This window comes from Modestobacter sp. VKM Ac-2979 (assembly GCF_026967995.1).
Lineage (GTDB): Bacteria > Actinomycetota > Actinomycetes > Mycobacteriales > Geodermatophilaceae > Modestobacter.
Map to the genome: position 1 here is coordinate 342315 of NZ_JAPVBO010000001.1, position 21252 is coordinate 363566.

General features: G+C 74.7%; 20 protein-coding genes. 8 read left to right on the forward strand and 12 right to left on the reverse strand.

Annotation, left to right across the window (positions count from 1 at the left end; all coding sequences use genetic code 11):
* Positions 1 to 38: 38 nt before the first annotated feature.
* From O2W15_RS01665 to O2W15_RS01685, 5 genes are all read right to left on the reverse strand, one after another.
* Positions 39 to 698 carry a M23 family metallopeptidase gene (locus tag O2W15_RS01665; RefSeq protein WP_269178126.1) on the reverse strand — a complete coding sequence of 220 codons (660 nt, stop codon included), beginning with the start codon at positions 696 to 698 and terminating at the stop codon, positions 39 to 41.
* A 441-nt stretch (positions 699 to 1139) separates the two neighbouring features.
* Positions 1140 to 2231, reverse strand: coding sequence for a hypothetical protein (locus tag O2W15_RS01670; protein ID WP_269178127.1), 1092 nt, complete (start codon positions 2229 to 2231; stop codon positions 1140 to 1142).
* On the reverse strand, positions 2228 to 2902 hold the full coding sequence (locus O2W15_RS01675; RefSeq protein ID WP_269178128.1) for an SCO family protein: 675 nt from the start codon (positions 2900 to 2902) through the stop codon (positions 2228 to 2230). Before O2W15_RS01675 ends, O2W15_RS01670 begins: the two co-directional genes overlap by 4 nt.
* On the reverse strand, positions 2899 to 3630 hold the full coding sequence (locus O2W15_RS01680; RefSeq protein WP_269178129.1) for a YcnI family copper-binding membrane protein: 732 nt from the start codon (positions 3628 to 3630) through the stop codon (positions 2899 to 2901). Before O2W15_RS01680 ends, O2W15_RS01675 begins: the two co-directional genes overlap by 4 nt.
* A gap of 34 nt (positions 3631 to 3664) precedes the next feature.
* Positions 3665 to 5503: a copper resistance protein CopC gene (locus tag O2W15_RS01685; protein ID WP_269178130.1), complete on the reverse strand. Its 1839-nt coding sequence runs from the start codon at positions 5501 to 5503 to the stop codon at positions 3665 to 3667.
* Between the two features lie 111 nt (positions 5504 to 5614).
* Between O2W15_RS01685 and O2W15_RS01690 the strand changes: the two genes are divergently transcribed.
* The 5 genes from O2W15_RS01690 (at position 5615) to O2W15_RS01710 (ending at position 10111) form a co-directional block, all read left to right on the forward strand.
* Entirely contained in the window at positions 5615 to 7057 is a 1443-nt protein-coding gene (locus O2W15_RS01690; RefSeq protein ID WP_269178131.1) for an MFS transporter, read from the forward strand.
* A 57-nt stretch (positions 7058 to 7114) separates the two neighbouring features.
* Entirely contained in the window at positions 7115 to 7243 is a 129-nt protein-coding gene (locus O2W15_RS01695) for a putative leader peptide (RefSeq protein WP_269164771.1), read from the forward strand.
* Positions 7244 to 7333: 90 nt separating this feature from the next.
* On the forward strand, positions 7334 to 8344 hold the full coding sequence (locus O2W15_RS01700) for a sulfite exporter TauE/SafE family protein (RefSeq protein ID WP_269178132.1): 1011 nt from the start codon (positions 7334 to 7336) through the stop codon (positions 8342 to 8344).
* Between the two features lie 111 nt (positions 8345 to 8455).
* Complete coding sequence (locus O2W15_RS01705; RefSeq protein ID WP_269178133.1) at positions 8456 to 9469, forward strand: NAD(P)/FAD-dependent oxidoreductase; 1014 nt, start codon at positions 8456 to 8458, stop codon at positions 9467 to 9469.
* Positions 9470 to 9478: 9 nt separating this feature from the next.
* The gene (locus tag O2W15_RS01710) at positions 9479 to 10111 is read left to right on the forward strand and encodes a class I SAM-dependent methyltransferase (RefSeq protein WP_269178134.1); all 633 of its coding nucleotides are present in this window, start codon (positions 9479 to 9481) and stop codon (positions 10109 to 10111) included.
* Positions 10112 to 10140: 29 nt separating this feature from the next.
* On the opposite strand, the gene O2W15_RS01715 is transcribed toward O2W15_RS01710, so the two are convergent.
* The 4 genes from O2W15_RS01715 to O2W15_RS01730 all read right to left on the reverse strand — a co-directional run bounded on the left by O2W15_RS01715 (position 10141) and on the right by O2W15_RS01730 (position 14523).
* Complete coding sequence (locus tag O2W15_RS01715) at positions 10141 to 11121, reverse strand: NAD-dependent epimerase/dehydratase family protein (protein WP_269178135.1); 981 nt, start codon at positions 11119 to 11121, stop codon at positions 10141 to 10143.
* A 154-nt stretch (positions 11122 to 11275) separates the two neighbouring features.
* Positions 11276 to 11755, reverse strand: a complete 480-nt coding sequence (locus O2W15_RS01720) for a DUF5994 family protein (protein WP_269164776.1) — start codon at positions 11753 to 11755, stop codon at positions 11276 to 11278.
* Between the two features lie 339 nt (positions 11756 to 12094).
* Positions 12095 to 13984: a translational GTPase TypA gene (gene typA / locus O2W15_RS01725; protein WP_269164777.1), complete on the reverse strand. Its 1890-nt coding sequence runs from the start codon at positions 13982 to 13984 to the stop codon at positions 12095 to 12097.
* Positions 13985 to 14184: 200 nt separating this feature from the next.
* Positions 14185 to 14523 (reverse strand): hypothetical protein, encoded by a 339-nt coding sequence (locus O2W15_RS01730; protein WP_269178136.1) that lies wholly within the window; start codon positions 14521 to 14523, stop codon positions 14185 to 14187.
* A gap of 186 nt (positions 14524 to 14709) precedes the next feature.
* Between O2W15_RS01730 and O2W15_RS01735 the strand changes: the two genes are divergently transcribed.
* Positions 14710 to 16815 carry a putative bifunctional diguanylate cyclase/phosphodiesterase gene (locus O2W15_RS01735; RefSeq protein ID WP_269178137.1) on the forward strand — a complete coding sequence of 702 codons (2106 nt, stop codon included), beginning with the start codon at positions 14710 to 14712 and terminating at the stop codon, positions 16813 to 16815.
* Positions 16816 to 16889: 74 nt separating this feature from the next.
* Here the strand turns inward: O2W15_RS01735 and O2W15_RS01740 are convergent, their stop codons facing one another.
* Complete coding sequence (locus O2W15_RS01740) at positions 16890 to 17447, reverse strand: YceI family protein (RefSeq protein WP_269178138.1); 558 nt, start codon at positions 17445 to 17447, stop codon at positions 16890 to 16892.
* A gap of 89 nt (positions 17448 to 17536) precedes the next feature.
* Here O2W15_RS01740 and O2W15_RS01745 point away from each other — a divergent pair, with 89 nt between their 5' ends.
* Positions 17537 to 18055 carry a MarR family winged helix-turn-helix transcriptional regulator gene (locus O2W15_RS01745; RefSeq protein WP_269178139.1) on the forward strand — a complete coding sequence of 173 codons (519 nt, stop codon included), beginning with the start codon at positions 17537 to 17539 and terminating at the stop codon, positions 18053 to 18055.
* A 119-nt stretch (positions 18056 to 18174) separates the two neighbouring features.
* Positions 18175 to 19047, forward strand: a complete 873-nt coding sequence (locus O2W15_RS01750; RefSeq protein WP_269178140.1) for a type IV toxin-antitoxin system AbiEi family antitoxin — start codon at positions 18175 to 18177, stop codon at positions 19045 to 19047.
* A 95-nt stretch (positions 19048 to 19142) separates the two neighbouring features.
* Here the strand turns inward: O2W15_RS01750 and O2W15_RS01755 are convergent, their stop codons facing one another.
* Positions 19143 to 20303, reverse strand: a complete 1161-nt coding sequence (locus O2W15_RS01755; RefSeq protein ID WP_269178141.1) for a glycerophosphodiester phosphodiesterase — start codon at positions 20301 to 20303, stop codon at positions 19143 to 19145.
* 173 nt (positions 20304 to 20476) lie between these two features.
* Complete coding sequence (locus O2W15_RS01760; RefSeq protein WP_269178142.1) at positions 20477 to 21241, reverse strand: crotonase/enoyl-CoA hydratase family protein; 765 nt, start codon at positions 21239 to 21241, stop codon at positions 20477 to 20479.
* Positions 21242 to 21252 lie beyond the last annotated feature (11 nt).

The window sequence follows — 21252 nt, forward strand, 5'->3', positions numbered from 1 at the left end:
GGGAAGGACCCCGTCCCCTGTCAGGGAACGGGGTCCTCCTACAGCTCGACGCCGCGGTCGCGGAGCCAGGCGACCGGGTCGACGCGCTTGCCGTCCACGCCGCCGGAGTGGACCTCGAAGTGCAGGTGCGGCCCGGTCGACTGGCCTCGGCTGCCCAGCAAGGCGATCTGGTCGCCGGCGCTCACCACGTCACCGGCCGCGACCGTGATCTTCTCCATGTGCCCGTAGACGGTCACGTCGCCGCTCACACCCAGGATGTAGACCACCAGGCCGTAGCCGCTGGCCGCACCGGCCCGGAGGACGACGCCGTCCTCGACCGCGTACTCCGGGGTCAGCATCGGCGCGGCGAGGTCGATGCCCCAGTGCATGGTGCCCCAGCGCGGGCAGAAGCAGCTGGTCAACCGAGCGCCCTTGACCGGCGGTGAGGCCTTCGGCCGGGCCGCCTCCGCAGCCGCCTCGGCGGCCTCGGCGGCCTCGGCCTGCTCCTGCGCGACCCGTTCGTCCCGTGCCTGGCGGGAGGCAGCGACCTCTTCCAGCCGGGCGCGCGCCTCGACCTCGGTGATCGCCAGCTGCGGGGTCAGCTCGGTCTCCAGCAGCCCCTCGGCGTCCGAGCCGAGCAGCTCCTCCACCGCGACCGACTCGCGGGCGTCGGCGGCGGGCAGCGCTTGGGTGCCGACGAGGGCGACCGTCGCCCCCACGACCAGCGCCGCGAGCAGCGCTGCCGGACGCCGGCGGGCGACCGCCCGCGGGGCAGCCGGGAGCGCGACCGGCCAGGACCCGGATGTCGGGGACCCGGACGACGGGAACCCGGATGACGAGGACCCGGACGACGAGGACCCGGATGACGAGGACCCGGACGACGAGGACCCGGAGTACGGCGAGACCGAGGGCTGGGAACCCGAGGACGGTGCGACCTCACGTCCGCGGGTGCGGACCGTGCTGCCGGCGTGCCTCGAACCCATGCGCCTGCCTCTCCTGGGACCCCCGGCCACCTCCTGCGGCTCCGGCTCGGTCCGAGACATCCAAACATCAAGTGACAGCCTTGTAATTCGCTGCCCGGCGTGTTCGAGCGGACACGCCGAGTCACTGTCACAGTGGTCCCACAAACCGACTCGTCGACCAGTCGACAAGTCGACCCGTCAGTGCAGGGCGGGCTCGCCGACCGGGTCCCCGGAGGCGCGGGCGTCGTCCCGGAACCGCCGGACCGCGCCGACCCCGCCGACGACCAGCCCCAGCCCGCCGGCGACGAGCACCGCGACCGCCACCCGGGCCAGCACCTGCGGCCCGGCGGTCAGCGCGTTCGCCGTCCACAGCACGTCGACGTCGGGCAGGCCCTGCACCAGCAGCAGCCAGCCGACCACCACCGCCATCAGGCCGGTCAGCACGCCGCGCCCACGCCCGGCCGCCCGCACCCCGATCGCCGCGGCCAGCAGCACCAGCAGCGCCGGGAGCAGGGCCGACACGATCGCCCCGACGTGCGAGGAGACGCTGCTCGGCGGCTCGGGGGTGGCCAGCGCGTGGTAGATCGCGGCCAGCGCACCCAGGGCGAGCACGGCGGCCAGCGGCCGGGGACCGCGGGCGAGCCAGCCGGCCGCAACCGTGCCGGCCAGCAACAGCACGTAGCCGGGCCAGACCAGCCAGGCCGGTGGCGGCGGGCTCCAGGTGAGCACCCCCTGGACGACGACGTCGGTGCCGCCGTGGGCCATCGGCACGGTCCACTCGATGACCGTGTGCGGCCGGGACGGGTCCGCGGCCACCACCGGGGGGAGCAGGTCCTGGGTCATCCAGTGCGTCCGGTGGTCGTGCCACACGTACTGCGACTGGGTGGAGACCTGCTCCCAGCGCGGCGCCGCGGTGATGTCGACGCCGTCCGGCATCGGCGTGCGCCCGTACCGGTCCAGGTTCAGATAGGTCGCCGGGCTCGCGGCGTTGCGCCAGACGCCGTCCGGACCGACCCGCAGGTAGGGCTCGCCCGAGTACCCCGGCACCGTCAGCTCCGTGTCGGTCTCGTTGACCACCTCGAGCTCGTCCCCGAACTGCAGCACCCGCACGCTCACGCCCGGCAGCTGCGGGGACACCGTCCGGACGGCGGCGTCGAAGTCGCTGCCCGCCGCGCCCCCGCCCACGTGCGCCGACGCGGGTGCCGCGACGGCGAGGACGGCCAACACCCCGAGCAGGACGACGAGGACCCGGCCCACGCCGGTCGTCCAGACGTGCCGGCCGGGGCTCACCCGGCGACGGCAGCCAGCTCGGTGGCGATGTCGCGGGCGGTGTTGGCCGAGTCGAACGCGACGTCGGCCTCCCCGTCGGTGCCGTAGAGCAGCAGCAGCGCCGAGTGGCTCTCGCCGCCGTTCTGCGCCTGCGGCACCCCGGCGGCCAGCTGCGCCTGGTCGATCTGCTCCTGGTCGCCGGTGAGCCCGATGAACTGGGTCGGCAGCCCGGCGTCGAACCGGTCCAGGTACTCCCCCAGCACCTCGGGGGTGTCCCGCGCCGGGTCGGTGGTCACGAACACCACCGATGTCTTCTCGGCCACCGCCGGGTCGACCTCGCCCAGCGCCAGCATGACGTCGGCCATCGTGGTCGGGCAGATGTCCGGGCAGTGGGTGAAGCCGAAGAAGAGCAGGGTCGGGCCGTCCGCGGTCTGCTCGGCGAAGTCGAACGGCGCACCGCTGGTGTCGGTGAGCGTGAAGTCCGGCTTCTGGTACGGGTCGACCAGCTGCATGCCGCCCTCCCGCACACCGCCCTCCAGCGTGGCCGGGGCCTCGGTCGACTCGTGGTCGTGCCCGGCGGCCTCGGCACCGGCGTCGGCGTCGGCGTCCCCGCCACAGCCGGCCAGCAGCAGACCGGTCGAGAGGGCCAGCGCGGTCAGCCCGGTACGGGCCGGACGGGAAGCAGAGCTCACGAGGACACGGTACGTCGGCGAGCGGACAGACCGAGGAACAGACCGCCCAGCCCGGCGAGCAGCCCGAGCACCGCCAGCACCAGCGCGGTGACCGCCGTGCCGTCGCTCCCCTCGTCGTCCGCTGCCGGGTCGGCCGTCGCCGCCGTGTCGGTCGGGGTGTCGGCGTCCTCCGCCGCCAGCGACAGCACCGGTGACGGGTACCGCGGCTCGGGCTGGCCGTCGACGGTGGGCTCGATCCAGGCGGCCTCGGTGCCGTCGCTGTAGGTCTGCACGGCGTTGAAGGTCAGCTCGTCGGTCTCCGGGAACGGCCCGCCGGAGAGGGCGAACTCCTGGAACTCACCCGGGTCGATGCCCTGTCCCTCCTCGGCCCGGAACTCCACGACCGAGACGGCCTGCTCGACCGGCTCGCCGTGCACCTCGACCGGCTCGGGGAGCTGCGCCTCGGTCATCGAGACGGTCCAGCCGGGCACCGGCTGCGCCCGCAGCGAGGTGAGCGGGGTGTCGGTGGGCACCTGGACGCGCAGCCCGACCGTGCTGGCGGTGTCGCTCTCGTTCGGCACCCGGAAGGTGAGCTTGCCGTAGCCACCCGGCGCGGCGTCACCGGAGGAGACGGTGACGTGTGCGGACGCGACCCCGGTGCCGGCGACGAGCAGCCCCGTCGAGGCGAGCAGCGCGGTCAGCAGGACGACGGCCGGACGGCGCGCGGGACGGAGCAGGGACAGGGACAACGGTTCTCCTCGGATCGGTGTCGTGCAGGGGGTGTCAGCGCACCGGGAAGACGGTGCTGGCGGTGGCCGCGGTGAACTCGTCCAGCCGGACGGTCGCCGTCAGGGTCCAGGTGCCGGTGGTGGGCAGCGTCGGGTCGCCGACGTAGTGGCCCGGCCCGGCGGGGGCGAGGTCGACGTCCAGCGGGCCGATCTCCTGCTCCACCTCGGTGAGGGTGACCCCGATCTGCTGCGGCTGGGTCAGCCGCCCGTCGGCGTCGAAGAGGTAGACGTGCAGCGTGGTCGGCCCGGGGGTGGCCGGGTCGAGGAGGACCTGCACCGTGCCGGCGCCGGTCGTGCCACCGGCCGACTGGAGCGGCAGGGTCACCTCGACCGGCTGGGCGACGGCGGCCTTCGCCGGCGGCGTGCCGACCAGCACCGCGGACAACGCGAGGACGACGGCCGCCCCGACGAGCTCGACCAGCACCGCGCGGCGCAGCACGCCGATCGTCGCCGGCGGCTCGGCGGCAGGGTCCTCGGTGGCGGGGTCTCCGGTGGCAGGGCCGTCGTTGGCGGAGCCGTCGGCGGTGGGGGCCTCCCCGGCGGCGAACGCCTGCGCGACGACCCGGCGCGAGGGACGGCGGCGGGTGCCCACCCGCTGCTGCACCCAGTCCCGGCCCACCAGCGCGGCGACCAGCACCAGCAGCACCAGTGCGACCTTGGCCACCAGCACCCAGCCGTAGGTGGTGGCGAAGAGCGCGGACACCGACCCGACCTCGCGGACCGACTGCAGCACCCCGGTGACGACCAGCGCGCCGATGCAGCCGGCCGCCAGCGACGACCACCGGGGCAGCGCGGCGGCCAGCTCCCCCGCCGGCGTCGGCCCGCGGAGGGCGCCGGCGAACAGCGCGATCAGGCCGCCCAGCCAGGCGCTCATCGCCGCGATGTGCACGGCGGCCACCGCCACGGCCAGCACCGGCAGCGGCCCGGCGACCGGGTGACCCACCGCGGCGACGGCGACGACCAGCGCGGCGGCGAGCACCCCGGCGGCGATCAGCCAGCCCGTCCCCGGCGCCCTCCCCCGCCGCCAGCTCCGCAGCAGGACGGCGGCCAGCAGCGCGGCGAGCACCACCCGCAGCAGCAGCGTCCGGCCGAAGGTCGAGTCCAGCGTGGTGCCCAGCAGTTGCGGGTCCACCAGCGACCCGAGTCCGCTCCCGGCGGCGTAGGGCCCCTGCAGCAGCAGCGAGAGCACCCCACCGACCACGACCGCGGCCAGCCCGGCACCGGCCAGCCGCCGCAGCCGCGACACCGCCCAGCCCCCCGGCCAGCAGGTGGCCAGCACCAGCGGCACGCCGAGCCCGAGTGTCAGGCCGAGGTAGCTCAGCCACCGGGCGACCGGCAGCGCCACGGCCACGCCCGGGTCCGCGCCGTCCCCCTCGCCGACGGAGCCGGCCGCCACCAGCTCCCCGTTCCCCACCGCGAAGGAGAAGGCCCCGGAGACGGGGTGGGAGTCCGCCGAGACCACCCGGTAGGTCACCACGTAGCCGGCGTCGGGCAGCCCCTCGCGCAGCGGCACGGTGAGGGTGCTGCTGCGCACCTCGGCGGCCCCGGTGTCGACCCGCTCGCCGTCGCCGTCGAGCACCCGCGCGTAGCCGGCGCCCAGGGAGACCGGCTCGTCGAACTCGATGACCACCTCGGCCGGCGCGAAGTCCAGCCGGGCGCTGTCGGCCGGCGTCGTCGTCGTCACGGTGGCGTGCGCGGCCGCCGGCCGCGCGGTGCCCACGTCGACGAGCACGCCGAGCAGCACCCCCAGCAGCAGGACGGCGCCGGACAGCCGGCGCACCCCCACCCGGGTACGGCGGTGGGCTGCTCGCCGGGTCCGCTCCTGCTGCTGCACGGTTGCACAGTCGTCCGTGCCCGCCGTCCAGTTCCCGGCCGTGCGCGGCCGGGGACGAGAGCCGGCCCACACCGGGGGCGCGCATCCGCCGCCGTCCACCAGGATGGCCCGGTGACCGCGACCCCGCCCGCCGCGGCCGGGACGCCACCACCGGTCGCCGGTCAGCCGGTCGCGCTGGGCACCGCCCCGGGCCGCTGGGTGCTGCTGGCCACCGTGCTCGCCTCCGCCATGGCGCTGCTCGACGCCACCGCGGTCACCGTCGCGCTCCCCTCGATCAGCCGGGACCTCGGCTCGTCCCTGTCCGGCCTGCAGTGGACGGTGACCGGGTACACGCTGGCGCTGGCCTCGCTCGTCCTGCTCGGCGGTTCCCTGGGCGACCGGTACGGACGCCGCCGGGTCTTCGTGCTCGGGGTCGTCTGGTTCGCCGCCGCCTCGCTGGCCTGCGGGCTGGCGCAGACCACCGGCCAGCTCGTCACCGCGCGGGTGCTGCAGGGCATCGGCGGCGCCCTGCTGACCCCCGGGAGCCTGGCGATCATCCAGGCCTCCTTCCGGCACCAGGACCGGCCGCGGGCGATCGGCCTGTGGTCGGCGCTGGGTGGGCTGGCCGGGCTGGTCGGCCCGTTCCTGGCCGGCTTCCTGGTCGACACGGTGGGCTGGCGCTGGGTGTTCGGGATCAACGTGCCGTTCGCGGTGGTCGTCGTCCTGGTGGCCGCCCGGCACCTGCCGGAGAGCCGGGACCCCGGGCGCACCGGACGCTTCGACGTGCTCGGCGCCGTCCTCGGCGCGCTGGCCCTGGCCGGCGTCACCGACGCGTTGATCGCGGCGGGCAGCGACCCCGGGAGCCCGGAGGTGGTGGTCGCCGCGGCGGTCGGCGTGCTGGCCGGGGCGGCGTTCGTCGTCCGGGAGCGCCGGGCGGCCCAGCCGATGCTGCCGCTGGGGATCTTCGCCGACCGCCAGTTCACCGGCGCCAACCTGAGCACCCTGGCGGTGTACGGGGCGCTGGGCGGGGTCATGTTCTTCCTCGTCCTGCAGTTGCAGACCGTGCTCGGCTACGACGCCACCGCGGCCGGCGCCGCGTTGCTGCCCACGATCCTGGTGATCACGCTGCTGTCGGCCCGGGCCGGCGCGCTCGCCCAGCGGATCGGGCCGCGGCTGCCGATGACCGTCGGCCCGCTGGTGGCCGCCGGTGGCCTGCTGTGGCTGACCCGGGTCGGGCCCGGCAGCTCCTACTGGGTCGACGTGCTGCCCGGCTCGCTCGGCCTGGGGCTGGGCATGTCGCTGGTGGTGGCCCCGCTGACCGCGACCGTGCTCGGCGCCGCCCCCGACCACCTGGCCGGGGTGGCCAGCGGGGTGAACAACGCGGTCGCCCGGGCGGCGAACCTGCTCGCGATCGCGGCACTGCCGGTGGCGGTCGGACTCTCCGGCGACGACCACACCGACGCCGCGTCGTTCAGCTCCGGCTACTCGCTGGCCGTGGGCCTCTGTGCGGGGGTGATGGTGCTGGGCGCCGCGGTCTCCTGGGCGACTGTGCGCAACGACGTCCTGCGGACGTGACGGGGCCCTCGCGGTCCCCTTGCCCACAATCTCTACCAACATGGTAGGAATGTCGGCGTGACGACGACGGCGAGCACCGGTGGGCTCCCCACCCGCCTCCCGTCCGCCCTCCCCGGCGCCTTCCTGGTGAGCCGCCTGCACGTCGACCTGCTCCGGGTCAGCACCGCCGCCTGTCCGGCCCGCTGACCTCCCGCGCCGTCCGGCGCCCCTCGTCCACCGCGGTCCGCTGCGCCCTCACCCGGCGCGCCCGCACCCTGGAACCCGGAGCACTCCCTCGTGAAGACCCTGATCCTGCTCGCCCTCGCGGGCCTCGGCGCCCAGCTCGTCGACGGCAGCCTGGGCATGGGCTACGGCGTCACCTCGACGACGCTGCTGCTCGCCATCGGCACCAACCCGGCCACCGCCTCGGCCACGGTGCACCTCGCCGAGATCGGCACCAACCTCGCCTCGGGTCTGTCGCACTGGAAGTTCGGCAACGTCGACTGGAAGGTCGTCGCCAAGATCGGCGTCCCGGGCGCGATCGGTGCCTTCGCCGGTGCGACCGTGCTGTCGAACATCTCCACCGCCGTCGCCGGGCCGGTGATGTCGCTGATCCTGCTGGGCCTGGGGCTCTACCTGCTGGCCCGCTTCACCCTGCGCGGCCTCGACCGGCGCCAGCTGGGCAAGCCGATGCGCGCCCGGTTCCTCGCCCCGCTCGGCCTGACCGCCGGCTTCATCGACGCCACCGGCGGTGGCGGCTGGGGCCCGGTCAGCACCCCGGCCATCCTGGCCAGCGGCCGGATGGAGCCGCGCAAGACGATCGGCTCGGTCGACACCTCGGAGTTCCTGGTCTCCCTCGCCGCGAGCCTGGGCTTCCTCTTCGCCCTCGGCAGCCAGGGCATCAACGCGTTCTGGGTGCTCGGCCTGCTGGCCGGCGGCCTGGTCGCGGCACCGCTGGCCGCCTGGCTGGTCCGCTTCGTCCCGCCGCGACTGCTGGGCGCCGGGGTCGGCGGCATGATCGTCGCCACCAACGCGACGAGCCTGCTCAGCAGCGACTGGGTCGGCGCCAGCGACCCGGTCCGGTACGCGGTGCTCGCGGTCGTCTACGTGACCTGGGCGGCGGCGGTGGTCTGGTCGTTCCGCGAGTACCGCAGGGAGCGTGCGCAGGAGGCGGCCGAGGCGCTGGTCGCCGAGGCGGAGCAGCTGGCCGAGCAGGAGCGGGCGGCCCGGGCCGAGCGCCGGGCGCACCCCAACCAGGTGGCGCCGGTCGACTCCGACGACCTCCCCGTGGGCCGTACGCACCGCTGACCCCTTTGCCATAGCGGCAAGGATCCTTGCCACTTCCGTCTCCCCCGGCGCACTGTCGGACCTGGCGGGTCACCACCCCGGTGACCCGCCGTCCGAGCAGAGGAGCGCACGGTGGAGACGGAGTACGACGTGGTGGTGGTCGGCGGTGGAGCCGCCGGCCTCAGCGGTGCGCTGGCGCTCAGCCGCGCCCGCCGATCGGTGCTGGTGGTGGACGGCGGGGCTCCCCGCAACGCCCCCGCCGCGCACGCACACAACTACCTGGGCCGCGAGGGCACGCCGCCGCGCGAGCTGCTGGCGATCGGCCGCGGCGAGGTGGCCGGCTACGGCGGGGAGTTCACCGACGGCGAGGTCACCTCCGCCGCCCCGGTCGACGGCGGCTTCGAGGTGCGGCTGGCCGACGGGCGGGCGGTGCGCAGCCGGCGGCTGCTGGTGACCACCGGGCTGGTCGACGAGCTGCCCGACGTCCCGGGGGTGCGCGAGCTCTGGGGCAGCGCCGTCCTGCACTGCCCGTACTGCCACGGCTGGGAGGTGCGCGACCAGGCGATCGGCGTGCTGGCCACCAGTTCAGCCGCCGTGCACCAGGCGCTGATGTGGCGGCAGTGGAGCGCCGACGTCACCCTCTTCCTGCACACCGGCCCGCAGCCCACCGAGGAGGAGTGGGAGCAGCTGGCCGCGCGGGGCATCAGCGTGGTCGTCGGTGAGGTCGCCGGCCTGGAGTCCGTCGACGGGCGACTGACCGGCGTCCGGCTCGACGACGGCACGGTCTTCGCCCGCGACGCGGTGGTGGTGGCCCCGCGGTTCACCGCACGGGCCGGCGTCCTGGAGTCGCTGGGGCTCGAGGCGGTCGAGCAGCGGATGGGCGAGCTGGTGATGGGCAGCGGGGTGCCGGTGGACGGGACCGGCGCGACCGCCGTCCCCGGGGTGTGGGCGGCCGGGAACGTCACCGACATCAAGGCCCAGGTGATCAGCTCGGCCGCGGCCGGGCTCACCGCCGGGGCGGCGGTCAACGCCGACCTGATCATGGAGGACACCCGCCGGGCCGTGGCCGGACGCCGGGTCTTCTCCCCCGCCGTCGAGCGGGAGCTGTGCGACCAGGTGCTCGGCGACCGCCGGCACGGGATCTGAGGAGGAACGGTGCACGACCACCAGCAGCAGCCGGCGAACACCGGATCCGACCACGCCTCGTGGGAGGAGCGCTACGCCGCTGCGGCGGCGCTCTGGAGCGGCCGGGTCAACCCCACGCTCGCCGCCCAGGCGGCCGACCTGCCCCCGGGGCGGGCCCTGGACGTCGGCTGCGGCGAGGGCGGCGACACCCTGTGGCTGGCCTCCCGCGACTGGCGGGTGACCGGCCTCGACTGGTCGCAGACCGCCCTCGACCGCGGCGCCGCCCAGGCCTCCGCCGCCGGGCTCGGCGACCGGGTGACCTGGGTGCAGGGCGACGTCGCCACCTGGGAGCCCGCCGCCGCGGCGTTCGACCTGGTCACCGCCCACTTCCTGCACCCGGAGGCCGCGGTGCGCCGCATGCTGGTGCCCCGGCTGGCTGCGGCCGTCGCCCCGGGCGGCACGCTGCTGTGGGTCGGTCACGGATACGACGAGGAGCGCGCCGCCCTGTGGGGCGCGGACCGCTTCGCCGCGGCCGCCGACGTCCTCGCCGACCTGGACCTGCAGGAGTGGGACGTCGTCCTGGCCGGCAGCCAGCCGCGGCCGGCCGGCGAGAACGGCCACCACCACACCGACGAGGTGGTGCGGGTCCGCCGCCGGAGCTGAGCCGACGGGCCGGCCGCCGCCGGGCCGGGTCAACCCGCAGACGCCAGCAGCCGCTGCTCCAGGTCGGGAGGCAGGCCCGGCAGCTCCCGGCCGGCCGGGAGCTGCGGGCGGTCACCGGTCTGCATCCAGGCCCAGGTGTCGGCGACCGAGTCGCGCACCGGGCGGGTGGGCAGACCGAGTTCCCGGGCCCGGGTGGTGTCGACGTCCCAGGCGGTGCGGGCGGTGCCGGCGGCCAGCCACAGCGGCAGGTGCGTCCACTCCTGGACGCCGGCCGACAGCAGGTCCGCCTCGGGCACCGGCACCCACTCCGCCTCGCCGCCGGTGACCTCGCGACAGGTGTCCAGCAGCCCGCCGAACGTCGTCATCCCGGCCGGACCGGTGGCGTTGACCGGGCCGTCCTGCCCGCGCTCGGCCAGCTCGACCAGCCATCCGGCCAGGTCGCGGGCGTCGACCAGGGCGATCGGCTGGTCCAGCCCCTCGGCCGGGACGACGACCCGCCCACCGGCGGCGATCCGGTCCAGCCACCAGCCCAGCCGATGGAGGGGATCGTGCGGCCCGACGATCAGCCCGGCCCTGGCGGTCAGGAACCGCTCCCCCAGCACCGCGCCCAGCACCCGCTCGGCGTGCGCCTTCACCGGCCCGTAGCTGTCCTCGTCGGAGCCCCAGGTCGGCTCCCGCTCGCCGGCGATCGGCCCCGGCGGCCAGTCCCGGTAGGCGTTCAGGCTGCTGACGAAGGCGTAGCCGGCGACGTCGGCGAGCGCGGCCGCTGCGTGCTCGGCCGCCGCGCGGGTCTGGCAGGAGGTGTCGACGACCAGCTCGGGGCGCCAGCCGTCCAGCGCCGTCGGCAGGGCGGCGAGGTCGTCCCGGTCACCGGTGAGTGCCCGGGCGCCGGCCGGCGGGGCGCCGGAGACGCCGCGGGTGAACGTGGCCACCTCGTGACCCCGGTCCAGCGCCGCGGAGACGACGTGCCGGCCGAGGAAGTGCGTGCCGCCGAGGACGAGGAGTCGCATGCCCCGACCTCAGCGCAGCCGTCCGGCCGCCGTCCAGCCGGTTCGCTTTCGGCGCACTGCCGGTCCGGGTGGAGCCGCCGCACCGTCCGGGGAGCCGGGTCGCGGCACGGCCGGACGGTCGGCCACCCGGCTCAGGGTGCCGGGCGCGACCTCGTCAGCCGGCGCGGACGCCGGTCAGCGGGACGACCTGCGACCGGGACGGGGCGGTGAGCAGCCCGCGCTGCGGGTTGCCGGTGTCCTCACGCAGGCCGGCCAGCCGGAGCGCCCGGACGCCGGTGAGCGCGTCGGCCTCCGGCGGCACCACGAGCAGGTCCACCCGACGCTCGCCGTCGACGGTGAGGGAGACCAGCTGGTGGTCCATGCTCGCGAACCCGCCGGTGCGCACGGTGCGGTCGCCGATCAGCATCTTGCGGGCCGGCGGCTCGTCCCAGGCGCCCACGGCGTAGGTGAAGCGGTCGATCCGCACGCCCAGGCTCTGCAGCGCCGCCGCCAGCTCGGGCAGTTCGACGGAGAGCAGTCGGCTGCGTGGCCACCACGCGCCGTCGAACGTCCCGTCGGTCGCTGCCGTCGCCGGGCGCAGCCGCACCCGCACGTCGATCCCGTTCCGGAAACCTGCTGCCCGCTGGACCGTCATCGGCTCCCCGACCACCTCTCACACCGTTCCCCCAGGTGCGCCCGGCCTCCCCCTGCCGCGCACACCTCTCCGGACCGGAACGTACGACTGCCGCCGCGACACCCCGGCGCGCCACGAGGAGAGCCGTCGAACCCTGCCGCGTCGCTCGGCGGGCCATCACGAACCGTGATCGAGCGGCAACTCTCGACACAGAGACCCCACCCGTCTCAGCAGACCTCGTCGGCGCGCCGCCCCCGGGACGACGAACGCCGCCGCCCCCCGAGGGGACGACGGCGTCGGTCAGCTCGCCCGACCCCCTCGCCCCCGCCTGCGAGCGGTGGGGGGCGAGGGGGTCCTTCGTCAGGGCTTGGGCTTCCGGTTCCGGGACCGACCGCGGATCGTCTGGTCCAGCTCCACCTTGCGCACCCGGACGGCGCCCGGCGTGACCTCCACGCACTCGTCCTCGGCACAGAACTCCAGCGCCTGCTCCAGGTTGAGCAGCCTCGGCGGGATGAGCCGCTCCAGCTCCTCGGAGGTGGCCTTGCGCATGTTGGTGAGCTTCTTCTCCTTGGTGATGTTCACGTCCATGTCGTCCGGACGCGAGTTCTCACCGATGACCATGCCCTCGTAGACCGCCGTGCCCGGCTCGACCATCATCTGGCCGCGCTCCTGCAGCGAGAACATCGAGTACGTCGTCGCCACGCCGGTGCGGTCGGCCACCAGCGAGCCGGTCGGGCGCGCGCGCATGTCGCCCAGCCACGGCTCGTAGCCTTCGAGGTTGTGGTTCAGCACGCCGGTGCCGCGGGTCTCGGTGAGGAACTCGGTGCGGAACCCGATCAGGCCACGCGAGGGGACGATGTACTCCATCCGCGCCCAGCCGGTGTCGTGGTGCACGAGGTTCTCCAGCCGCCCGCGCCGGACGGCCAGGGCCTGGGTCAGGGTGCCGACGTACTCACCCGGGGTGTCGATGGTGACCCGCTCGACCGGCTCGTGCAGCTTGCCGTCGATCTCCTTGGTGACCACCTGCGGACGGCCGACGGTGAGCTCGAACTCCTCGCGGCGCAGCTGCTCGACCAGGATCGCCAGCGCCAGCTCGCCGCGGCCCTGCATCTCCCAGGTGTCGGGGCGCTCGGTGGGCAGCATCCGCACCGAGACGTTGCCGACGAGCTCCTGGTCGAGCCGGTTCTTGATCAGCCGGGCGGTGAGCTTCTTGCCCGACTTGCCCGAGATGGGGCTGGTGTTGATGCCGATGGTGATCGAGATCGACGGCTCGTCGACGGTGATCGCCGGCAGCGGGCGCGGGTCGTTCGGGTCGGCGAGGGTGTCGCCGATCATGATGTCCTCGATGCCGGCGATGGCGATCAAGTCGCCGGGGCCAGCGCTGTCGGCCGGGGTGCGGGTGAGGCCCTCGGTGACCAGCAGCTCGGTGATCTTGGTGCGGGTGATGGTGCCGTCGGCCTTGCACCAGGCCACCTGCTGGCCCCGCTTCATCTCACCGGAGTGGATGCGCAGCAGCGCCAGCCGGCCCAGGAACGGCGAGGCGTCGAGGTTGGTGACCTGCGCGCGCAGCGGCTCCTCGGCGTCGTAGACCGGCGCCGGCACGGTGTCCAACAGCGTCTTGACCAGCGGGCCGAGGTCCGGACTGTCCGGGACGGTGCCGTTCTCGGGCTTGTTCAGCGACGCCTGGCCGGTACGGCCGTTGCAGTAGACGATCGGGAACTCGAGGGTCTCCGCGGGCAGGCCGGCGTCCTCGAGCAGCTCCATGAACAGCTCGTAGGTCTCGTCGACGACCTCCTCGATGCGGGCGTCCTGCCGGTCGGTCTTGTTGACCGCGAGGATGACCGGCATCCCCTTCGCCAGCGCCTTGCGGAGCACGAACCGGGTCTGCGGCAGCGGGCCCTCGGAGGCGTCGACGAGCAGCACGACACCGTCCACCATCGACAGCGCACGCTCCACCTCGCCACCGAAGTCGGCGTGGCCCGGGGTGTCGACGATGTTCACGACGACGGGGTTGCCGTCCTCGTCGGCGAGGCGGATCGCGGTGTTCTTGGCGAGGATGGTGATCCCGCGCTCGCGCTCGAGCTCGCCGGAGTCCATGACCCGGTCCTGCGTCGAGTCGTTGTCCGTCCCCTCGCCCTTCGAGCGCCCGAGGGCACCGGCCTGCCGGAGCAGGGCGTCGACCAGGGTGGTCTTGCCGTGGTCGACGTGGGCGATGATCGCCACGTTGCGCAGGTCGTTGCGGGTGGGCATGCGGAGAGGCACCTCGGGGGATCGCGTGGGGGTCTGCGCGCAGCGGCGCGCGACAGGTGCAACGGCACGGGCGGCCGAGACCTTCCCATGGTAGGGGACGACGGCCCCCCGCCGAGCGGCTGTGACCGGTCTACCACTCTCGAAGGACCTCGGTCCCCCTCATCCCTCGCAAGCTCGGGACGAGCCTCTGGACCGAGGCCTCACGACGACAGGCGGTCTGCCACCACCCAGGACACCGCGGCGGCGACCACCGTGACCAGCCCGACCGCCAGCCAGGCCGGCCAGCCGACGCCGATCGCCAGCACGTGCGCCAGGACGAAGGCGGCCACGTAGCCGGCCGCCAGCGCGGCGGCGATCGCCGCCCCGCGACGGCGGTACCAGAGCCAGCCGGCGGCCAGGCCCCCCGCGGCGAACACGACGCCGCCGAGCGCCCGCACGCCGGTGCCCTGGGCCACGCCGAACCCGGCGGCCAGCCCGACGGCCACCGCGACGGCCGACGGGAAGCGGGTCTGCACGCGACTGAGGGTCGAGGTCGACATGTCGCCCAGTGTCCCAGCGTCCGCGGACCGATGGGGTCGGTCCCGGGCGACGGCGTCCGCGGCAGCGGAGGTCCGTCGTCGACCTGCGCCTTCCCTGCGAGCGGCCGAGCGCAGCGCAGCCTGATCGGTGGTCCTGGGCGGTACGGTTCGCCGTCCGAGTCAGTCGGACGGTGCGAGGAGTCGCCGATGGCCCAGCACGCCGAGCCACCACCGTGGGTGGCCGACGGGTCCTGGCGCGCGCGGACGACGGAGGCGCTGACCTCGATCAGCGAGGCGGTCTGCTTCCTCGACGCCGAGTACCGCTACACCTGGGTCAACGCCGCCGCCGAGCGGCTGTTGGAGCGGACGGCCGCCGAGCTCGTCGGCCAGGTGCTGTGGACCCAGTTCCCGGACCGGCCCGGCGCCGCATGGCAGGAGTCGGTCCGCCTGGCCCGGGCGACGGGTGTGAGCCAGCAGCTGGAGTTCTTCTACGAACCGCTGGACCGGTGGTTCGAGGTGCGCACCTACCCCGTCCTCGACGACCTGGTCCTGTTCTTCCGCGACGTGCACGAACGCCGCACCCTGGACGAGGAGCGCGCCGCGGAGTCCTCGCTCGTCCGGGCGGTGCTCAACGCACTGCCGGCCCGCACGGCCATCCTCGACGGCGACGGGAAGATCCTGACCACCAACGCGGCCTGGGCCCTGGGGACGACGACGGCGGGGCGGCCGGCCGCGTGCCAGACCGGCGACGACTACCTGGCCGCCTGCCGGGCGCTGGCCGCCACGGGCGACCCCGACGCCCGGATCGCGGTCGAGGGCCTGGAGTCGGTGCTGGAGCGGCGGGCGCCGTCCTTCTCCTTCGACTACTGCCCGCCGCACGCCGCCGGCACCGAACCGCCCGGCAGCTGGTGGCACCTGCAGGCCTTCCCGGTGGACGGCGGACCGGGCCTCGTCGTCACCCACACCGACATCACGGACCGGGTGCGCGCCGAACAGCAGGCCGCCTGGCAGGCCCGCCACGACCACCTCACCGAGCTGCCCAACCGGGCCGCACTGCACGAGACGATCGCCGGGGCGCTGGCCGAGGACGGCGGCCCGGTGACCGTCCTGTACCTGGACGTCGACGGGTTCAAGCAGGTCAACGACTCGCTCGGGCACTCGGTCGGGGACCTGCTGCTGCAGGAGCTGGCGGCGCGGCTGTCCCGGCGGACCCGCGCCACGGACGTGGTCGGCCGGCTCGGCGGCGACGAGTTCGTCGTCGTCGCCCGCGACTGCGACGCCGGAGCCGGGGAGCTGCTGGCCCGGCGGTTCCGCGCCGTCTTCGACGACCCCTTCGAGCTGGCCGGGACCCGACTGTCGTTGACCGCCAGCATCGGGACGGCCACCTCCGACCCGGCGCACACCGGGCCCGAGGACCTGCTCCGGGACGCCGACGCCGCGATGTACGCAGCGAAGTCCGACGGCCGGGACCAGCACCTGCACTTCACCCCGGCCCTGCGCGCGAGTCTGGAGGACCGGTGGCAGGTGGTCAGCCACCTGCGGAACGCGGCAGCGCTGGACCAGCTGACCGTGTGCTGGCAGCCGGTGGTGCACCTGTCCAGCGGCGAGGTGACCGGGTGCGAGGCGCTCCTGCGATGGGACCACCCGCACCGCGGCCGACTCGAGCCCGCCGGGTTCGTCCCGATCGCCGAGGAGACCGGGGTGATCGTGCCGATCACCCGCTGGCTGCTGCGGACGGCGATCGACCAGGCCGAGGTGTGGCGGGCCCAGGGCCACCAGCTGGCCGTGGCGGTCAACGTGAGCGCCGTCCACCTCTCCGCCGGGACACTGGTCGACGACGTCCTCGAGGCGCTGGCCGAGCGCGACCTGGACCCGGGGAGCCTCGTGCTGGAGCTGACCGAGACGGCGCTGGCACGCGATCCCGAGCACGCGGTGGCCCAGTTCCGTGCACTGCGCGCCCACGGCGTCCGGATCGCCATCGACGACTTCGGAGCCGGGTACAGCTCCCTGGCGGCGGTGGCCTCGCTGCCCGCGGACGTGCTCAAGGTGGACCGCGCGCTCGTCGCCGGCCCCCTGCCGGCCGCCGCCACGGCTCCCGAGGCGCTCCTCGGCGCGGTCGCCGCCCTGGGTGCGGCGCTGGACATGGCGGTGCTCGCCGAAGGGGTGGAGACCGCCGAGCAGCTGGAGCTGGCCCGCCGGGTGGGGTGCACCTACGCCCAGGGCCACCACCTCTGCCCGCCGGTGACCGGCGAACGGCTGGGCGCATTGCTGGCGGAGGGCCGGCGGCAGACCGGTCAGCAGCGCCTGCCCTGAGACGCAGCAGAGCTCCCACCCAGCCGGGTGAGAGCTCTGCTGCAGTGCACGGCCCCCTCTGCGGGGGTCCTTGATCAGGCGGCGCGGAGCACGCCCTCGATCTCGAGCTCGACCTCGATCTTGTCGCCGACGACGACGCCGCCACCGTCCATCGGCATGTCGATGTCCACGCCGAACTCCTTGCGGGAGATGGAGGTCTTGCCGGAGAAGCCGGCGCGCGTGCCGCCGTAGGCGTCCGGGCCGAAGCCGTTGAGCTCCAGGGCCAGGGTGACCGGCTTGGTGATGCCCTTGATCGTCAGGTTGCCCTCGACGACCCAGTCCTCGCCCTTGTTGCGCACGCCGGTGGAGCGGAACTCCATGACCGTGTGGTTGCCGACGTCGAAGAAGTCCGCGGACTTGATGTGCGCGTCGCGCTGCTCCTGGCGGGTGTCGATCGAGTCCATGTCGATCGTGGCGTGCACTGTGGACTGCGACGGGTCCTCGGCGGTGACGATCTCGCCGGAGAACTCGCGGAAGTAGCCGCGGACCTTGCTGACCATCATGTGGCGGACCGAGAAGCCCACCGTGGAGTGGGAGGCGTCGATGTCCCACGTGCCGACGACGTAGCCGGGGATCTGGGTGGTGCTGGCCATGGTGACCTCCGAGTGGTTGAGCGTTTGACTGTCTGCGTCCGGCGGTAGCGTAGTTGAATGCTTGAGTATTCCGCCAGTACCCTCGCACCATGACGAGTGACGTGTCCCCCGCGGCGCGGGCAGCGGGTGCAGCTGCCCCGGTCCCGCCCGCCCCGACGCGCTGGCTGGACGCCGAGGAACAGCGCGCCTGGCGCGCCTGGCTGTACAGCTGGATGTTGCTCGACGACCGGCTCGACCGCGAGCTGACCCGGGAGACGGGCATCTCGCACGCGTACTACGAGATCCTCGTCCAGCTGTCGGAGACCGAGGGCCGGCAGCTGCGGATGAGCCAGCTCGCCGAACGCTGCCTGTCCTCCCGCAGCCGACTGTCCCACGCGGTCTCCCGGCTCGAAGAACGCGGGTGGGTCCGTCGGCAGGTCTGCCCCGAGGACGGGCGCGGGCAGCTCGCCGTCCTCACCGACGAGGGGTTCGCAGCCCTGGAGGGCGCGGCACCGGTGCACGTGGAGAGCGTGCGCAGCCACCTGTTCGACCAGCTCAGCCCGGAGCAGGTCGCCGCGATGCAGGACATCGGCGAGACCCTGCTGCGCCACCTGAACGACGAGGCGTAGCCACCCGCACCGAGTGACAGCTCAGCGGGCTTCCCGGGCCGGGGAAGCCCACTGGGCTGTCACTCACCGGCTGTGGACGGCGGCAGCGGCGACCTGCCCTGCTGCGGCAGGGTGCGGCTGTGCCCCGCCCGACCCGCCGTCCCGAGCGACTCCGCGGCCGCGTCTTCCACGGCACGGCAGCCGTCCGCGACGGCCTGCTGACCCGCGACGACCTGCGCAGCGGCGCCTGGGTGCGGCTGTTCCCCGACGTCTACGCCGACGCCACCCTCGACGTCACGCACGCCGTCCGCGCCCGGGCGGTGGGCCGACTGCTGCTCCCGCACGCCGTCGTCTCCGGGGTCAGCGCCGCGGTGCTCTGGGGGCTGACCGACCTCGCCCGGCCGGAGGACGACGTGGAGGTGACCGTCGCGCCGGGGACGCCCCGTGGCGCCGCTCCCGGGGTGGCGGTGCGCCGCCGCGTCCTCCCCGGAGAGCGGGTGCGTCCCGTCGAGGGGGTCCGCGCCACCGCGCCGGAGACGACCGCGCTGGAGCTCGCCGGACGGCTCCCCCTCGACGACGGCGTCGTCCTGCTGGACCGGTTCGTGGCGGCGCGGACCACCACGCTGGCGACCCTGCGACTGACGGCCGCCGAGCTGACCGGCCGCGGGTGCCGCCGGGCCCGGACGGCGTGCTCACTCGCCGACGGGCTGGCCGCCTCGCCCCCGGAGACCCGGCTCCGGCTGCTGTTCTCCCGGTCCTCGCTGCCACCACCGGTGGCCCAGCACGTGGTCCGGCACGGCGGGGTGTTCCTCGCCCGGGTCGACTTCGCCTGGCCGGAGCGCTGCGTCGCGCTGGAGTACGAGGGCGCGTGGCACACCACCCGCGTCGCCGCGGACCGCCGGCGGATCGAGGCCCTCCAGGCCGCTGGCTGGCGGGTCCTGTTCGTCACCGCCGCCGACCTCCACTCCCCCGCCGACCTGCTCGCGAGGATCGCCGCCGCACTCGGCGAGTGACAGCTCAGCGGGCTTCCCGGGCCGGGGAAGCCCGCTGAGCTGTCACTCGGCGCGCCCTGACCGCGGGCGGGCCGGGTGGCCCGCCCGCGGCTGGGTCAGGCGGCCGGGGCCAGCTCGACGTCCGCGTCCAGGAACAGGTCGCGGGTGAGCACGCCGGTGTCCGGGTTGTCGGTGAAGATGCCGTCCACGCCGGCCTCCCAGAACGCCAGCTGCTCGGCGATCGCCTGGCCGTAGGCCGCCGGGTCGGTGCCCTCGTCGAGCTCGGCCGGCAGGAAGGCGTTCTCGTTGCGGAACGTGTACGGGTGCACGAGCAGGTCGACGGCGTGGGCGTCGGCGACGAAGGAGGTCGGCTCACCCAGCGTGCCGTCCTCCAGCAGCGGGATCACCTGGTCCTTCGACGGGCCCACCCCGTCGGCGTACCGGGCGATCACGGCCAGACCGGCGGCGGTGGACAGGTCGGCGTAGGTGAACGGGATACCCGCGGCGACCAGGTCGGCCGGAGCGCCGCTGGCCGACAGCAGCTGCACCAGCGGCACCTTCACCCCGGCTGCGTCCAGCTCACGGAGGTTCGTGGTCTCGAACGACTGCAGGAACACCGGGGAGTGGCGGCGGTCGACGTGCGCCTCGCGCAGGTCGGCGAGCAGCGGCTCCTCCAGCGAGAGCCCGATCGAGTCGAAGTAGGTCGGGTGCTTGGTCTCGATGTAGGCCCCGATCTCCCGGTCCAGCTCCCGGGTGAGGTCCGCGCGGAGCTCGAAGAACTCGTCCAGGGTCGGGACCTCGAACAGGCCGTCGTAGAGGGTGTTCTCCTCCCGCAGCTCGGGCAGCCGCTCGACCGCGCGCAGCGTCTGCAGCTCCGCCAGCGTGAAGTCCTCGGTGAACCAGCCGGTCAGCTCCACGCCGTCGACCGTCTTGGTCGTCTGCCGGTCGGCGAACTCCGGGCGGTCGGCGACGTCGGTGGTGCCGGAGATCTCGTTCTCGTGCCGGCAGACCAGCACGGCGTCGGCGGTGCTGACCACGTCGCACTCGATGTAGTCCGCGCCCATCCGGGCGGCCAGCTCGTAGGAGGCGAGCGTGTGCTCCGGCCGGTAGCCGGAGGCTCCCCGGTGGCCGATCACCAACAGCTCCTCGGCCTCGTCGGCACCGTGGTCGGAGCCGTGCGCCGGGGAGGCGGACGACGCCGGGGCGACGGCCAGGGACAGCGGAACGGCGAGCAGGGCTGTCAGCGCAGCAGCGGACAGCCGGGACGTACGGCTCATCGGGACCCCCACGGGCTCGGACGGCGACCCTCGCCGGCGGCCCGCCTCCCCAGCACAGTGGGTCCTCAGCCGCCGCACAGGCAATGCCCGGCGAACAACGGGTGAAGCCGACCCCCTCCGACGGCGAGTCGCCCGGCGGGTCGCGTCAGCGGGTCACCGCCGCGCCCGAGGACTCACTCCCCGCGCCACACCGGGGCGCGCTTCTCGGCGAAGGCGCGAGCGCCCTCCTGTGCGTCGGCCGAGCCGAACACCTGGTCGGCCAGCTCCCGCTGGGCCTCGAGCGCGGCCTTGTCGGTCCAGCCGACCGACCCGGCGATCAGCTGCTTGCTGGCCCGGACGCCCAGCGGGCCGTTGACCACGATCCGCGCGGCCAGCTCCCGCGCCCCGGCCAGCGCACCGCCGGGCTCGGTGAGGACGTTGACCAGCCCGAACCGGTGCGCCTCCTCGGCGGGCAGCGGGTCACCGGTCAGCGCCATCTCCATCGCGCGCTGGTAGGGCAGCGCCTTGGCCAGCCGGAGCACCCCACCGCCGGCGGCGAACAGCCCGCGCTTGACCTCCGGGATGCCGAACCGGGCGTCCCGGGCGGCCACCACCAGGTCGGCGGAGAGCGCCAGCTCGCAGCCGCCGGCCAGCGCCCAGCCCTCGACCGCGGCGATCAGCGGCTTGGCCGGCGGCGCCTCGGTGAGCCCGGCGAACCCGCGGCCCTCGATCCGGGGGCGCTCGCCGCGGGCGAAGGCCTTGAGGTCCATGCCCGCGCAGAAGGTCCCGCCGGCGCCGGTCAGCACCAGGACGGCGACGTCGTCGCGGGCCTCGAACTCGTCGATCGCGGCCGCCAGCGCCTCGGTCGTCGCCAGGTCGACGGCGTTCTTCGCCGCCGGCCGGTTCAGGGTCAGCACCCCGACCCCGTCGATCACCTCGGTGAGCACTGGTGCGGTCATGGCCTGTCCTC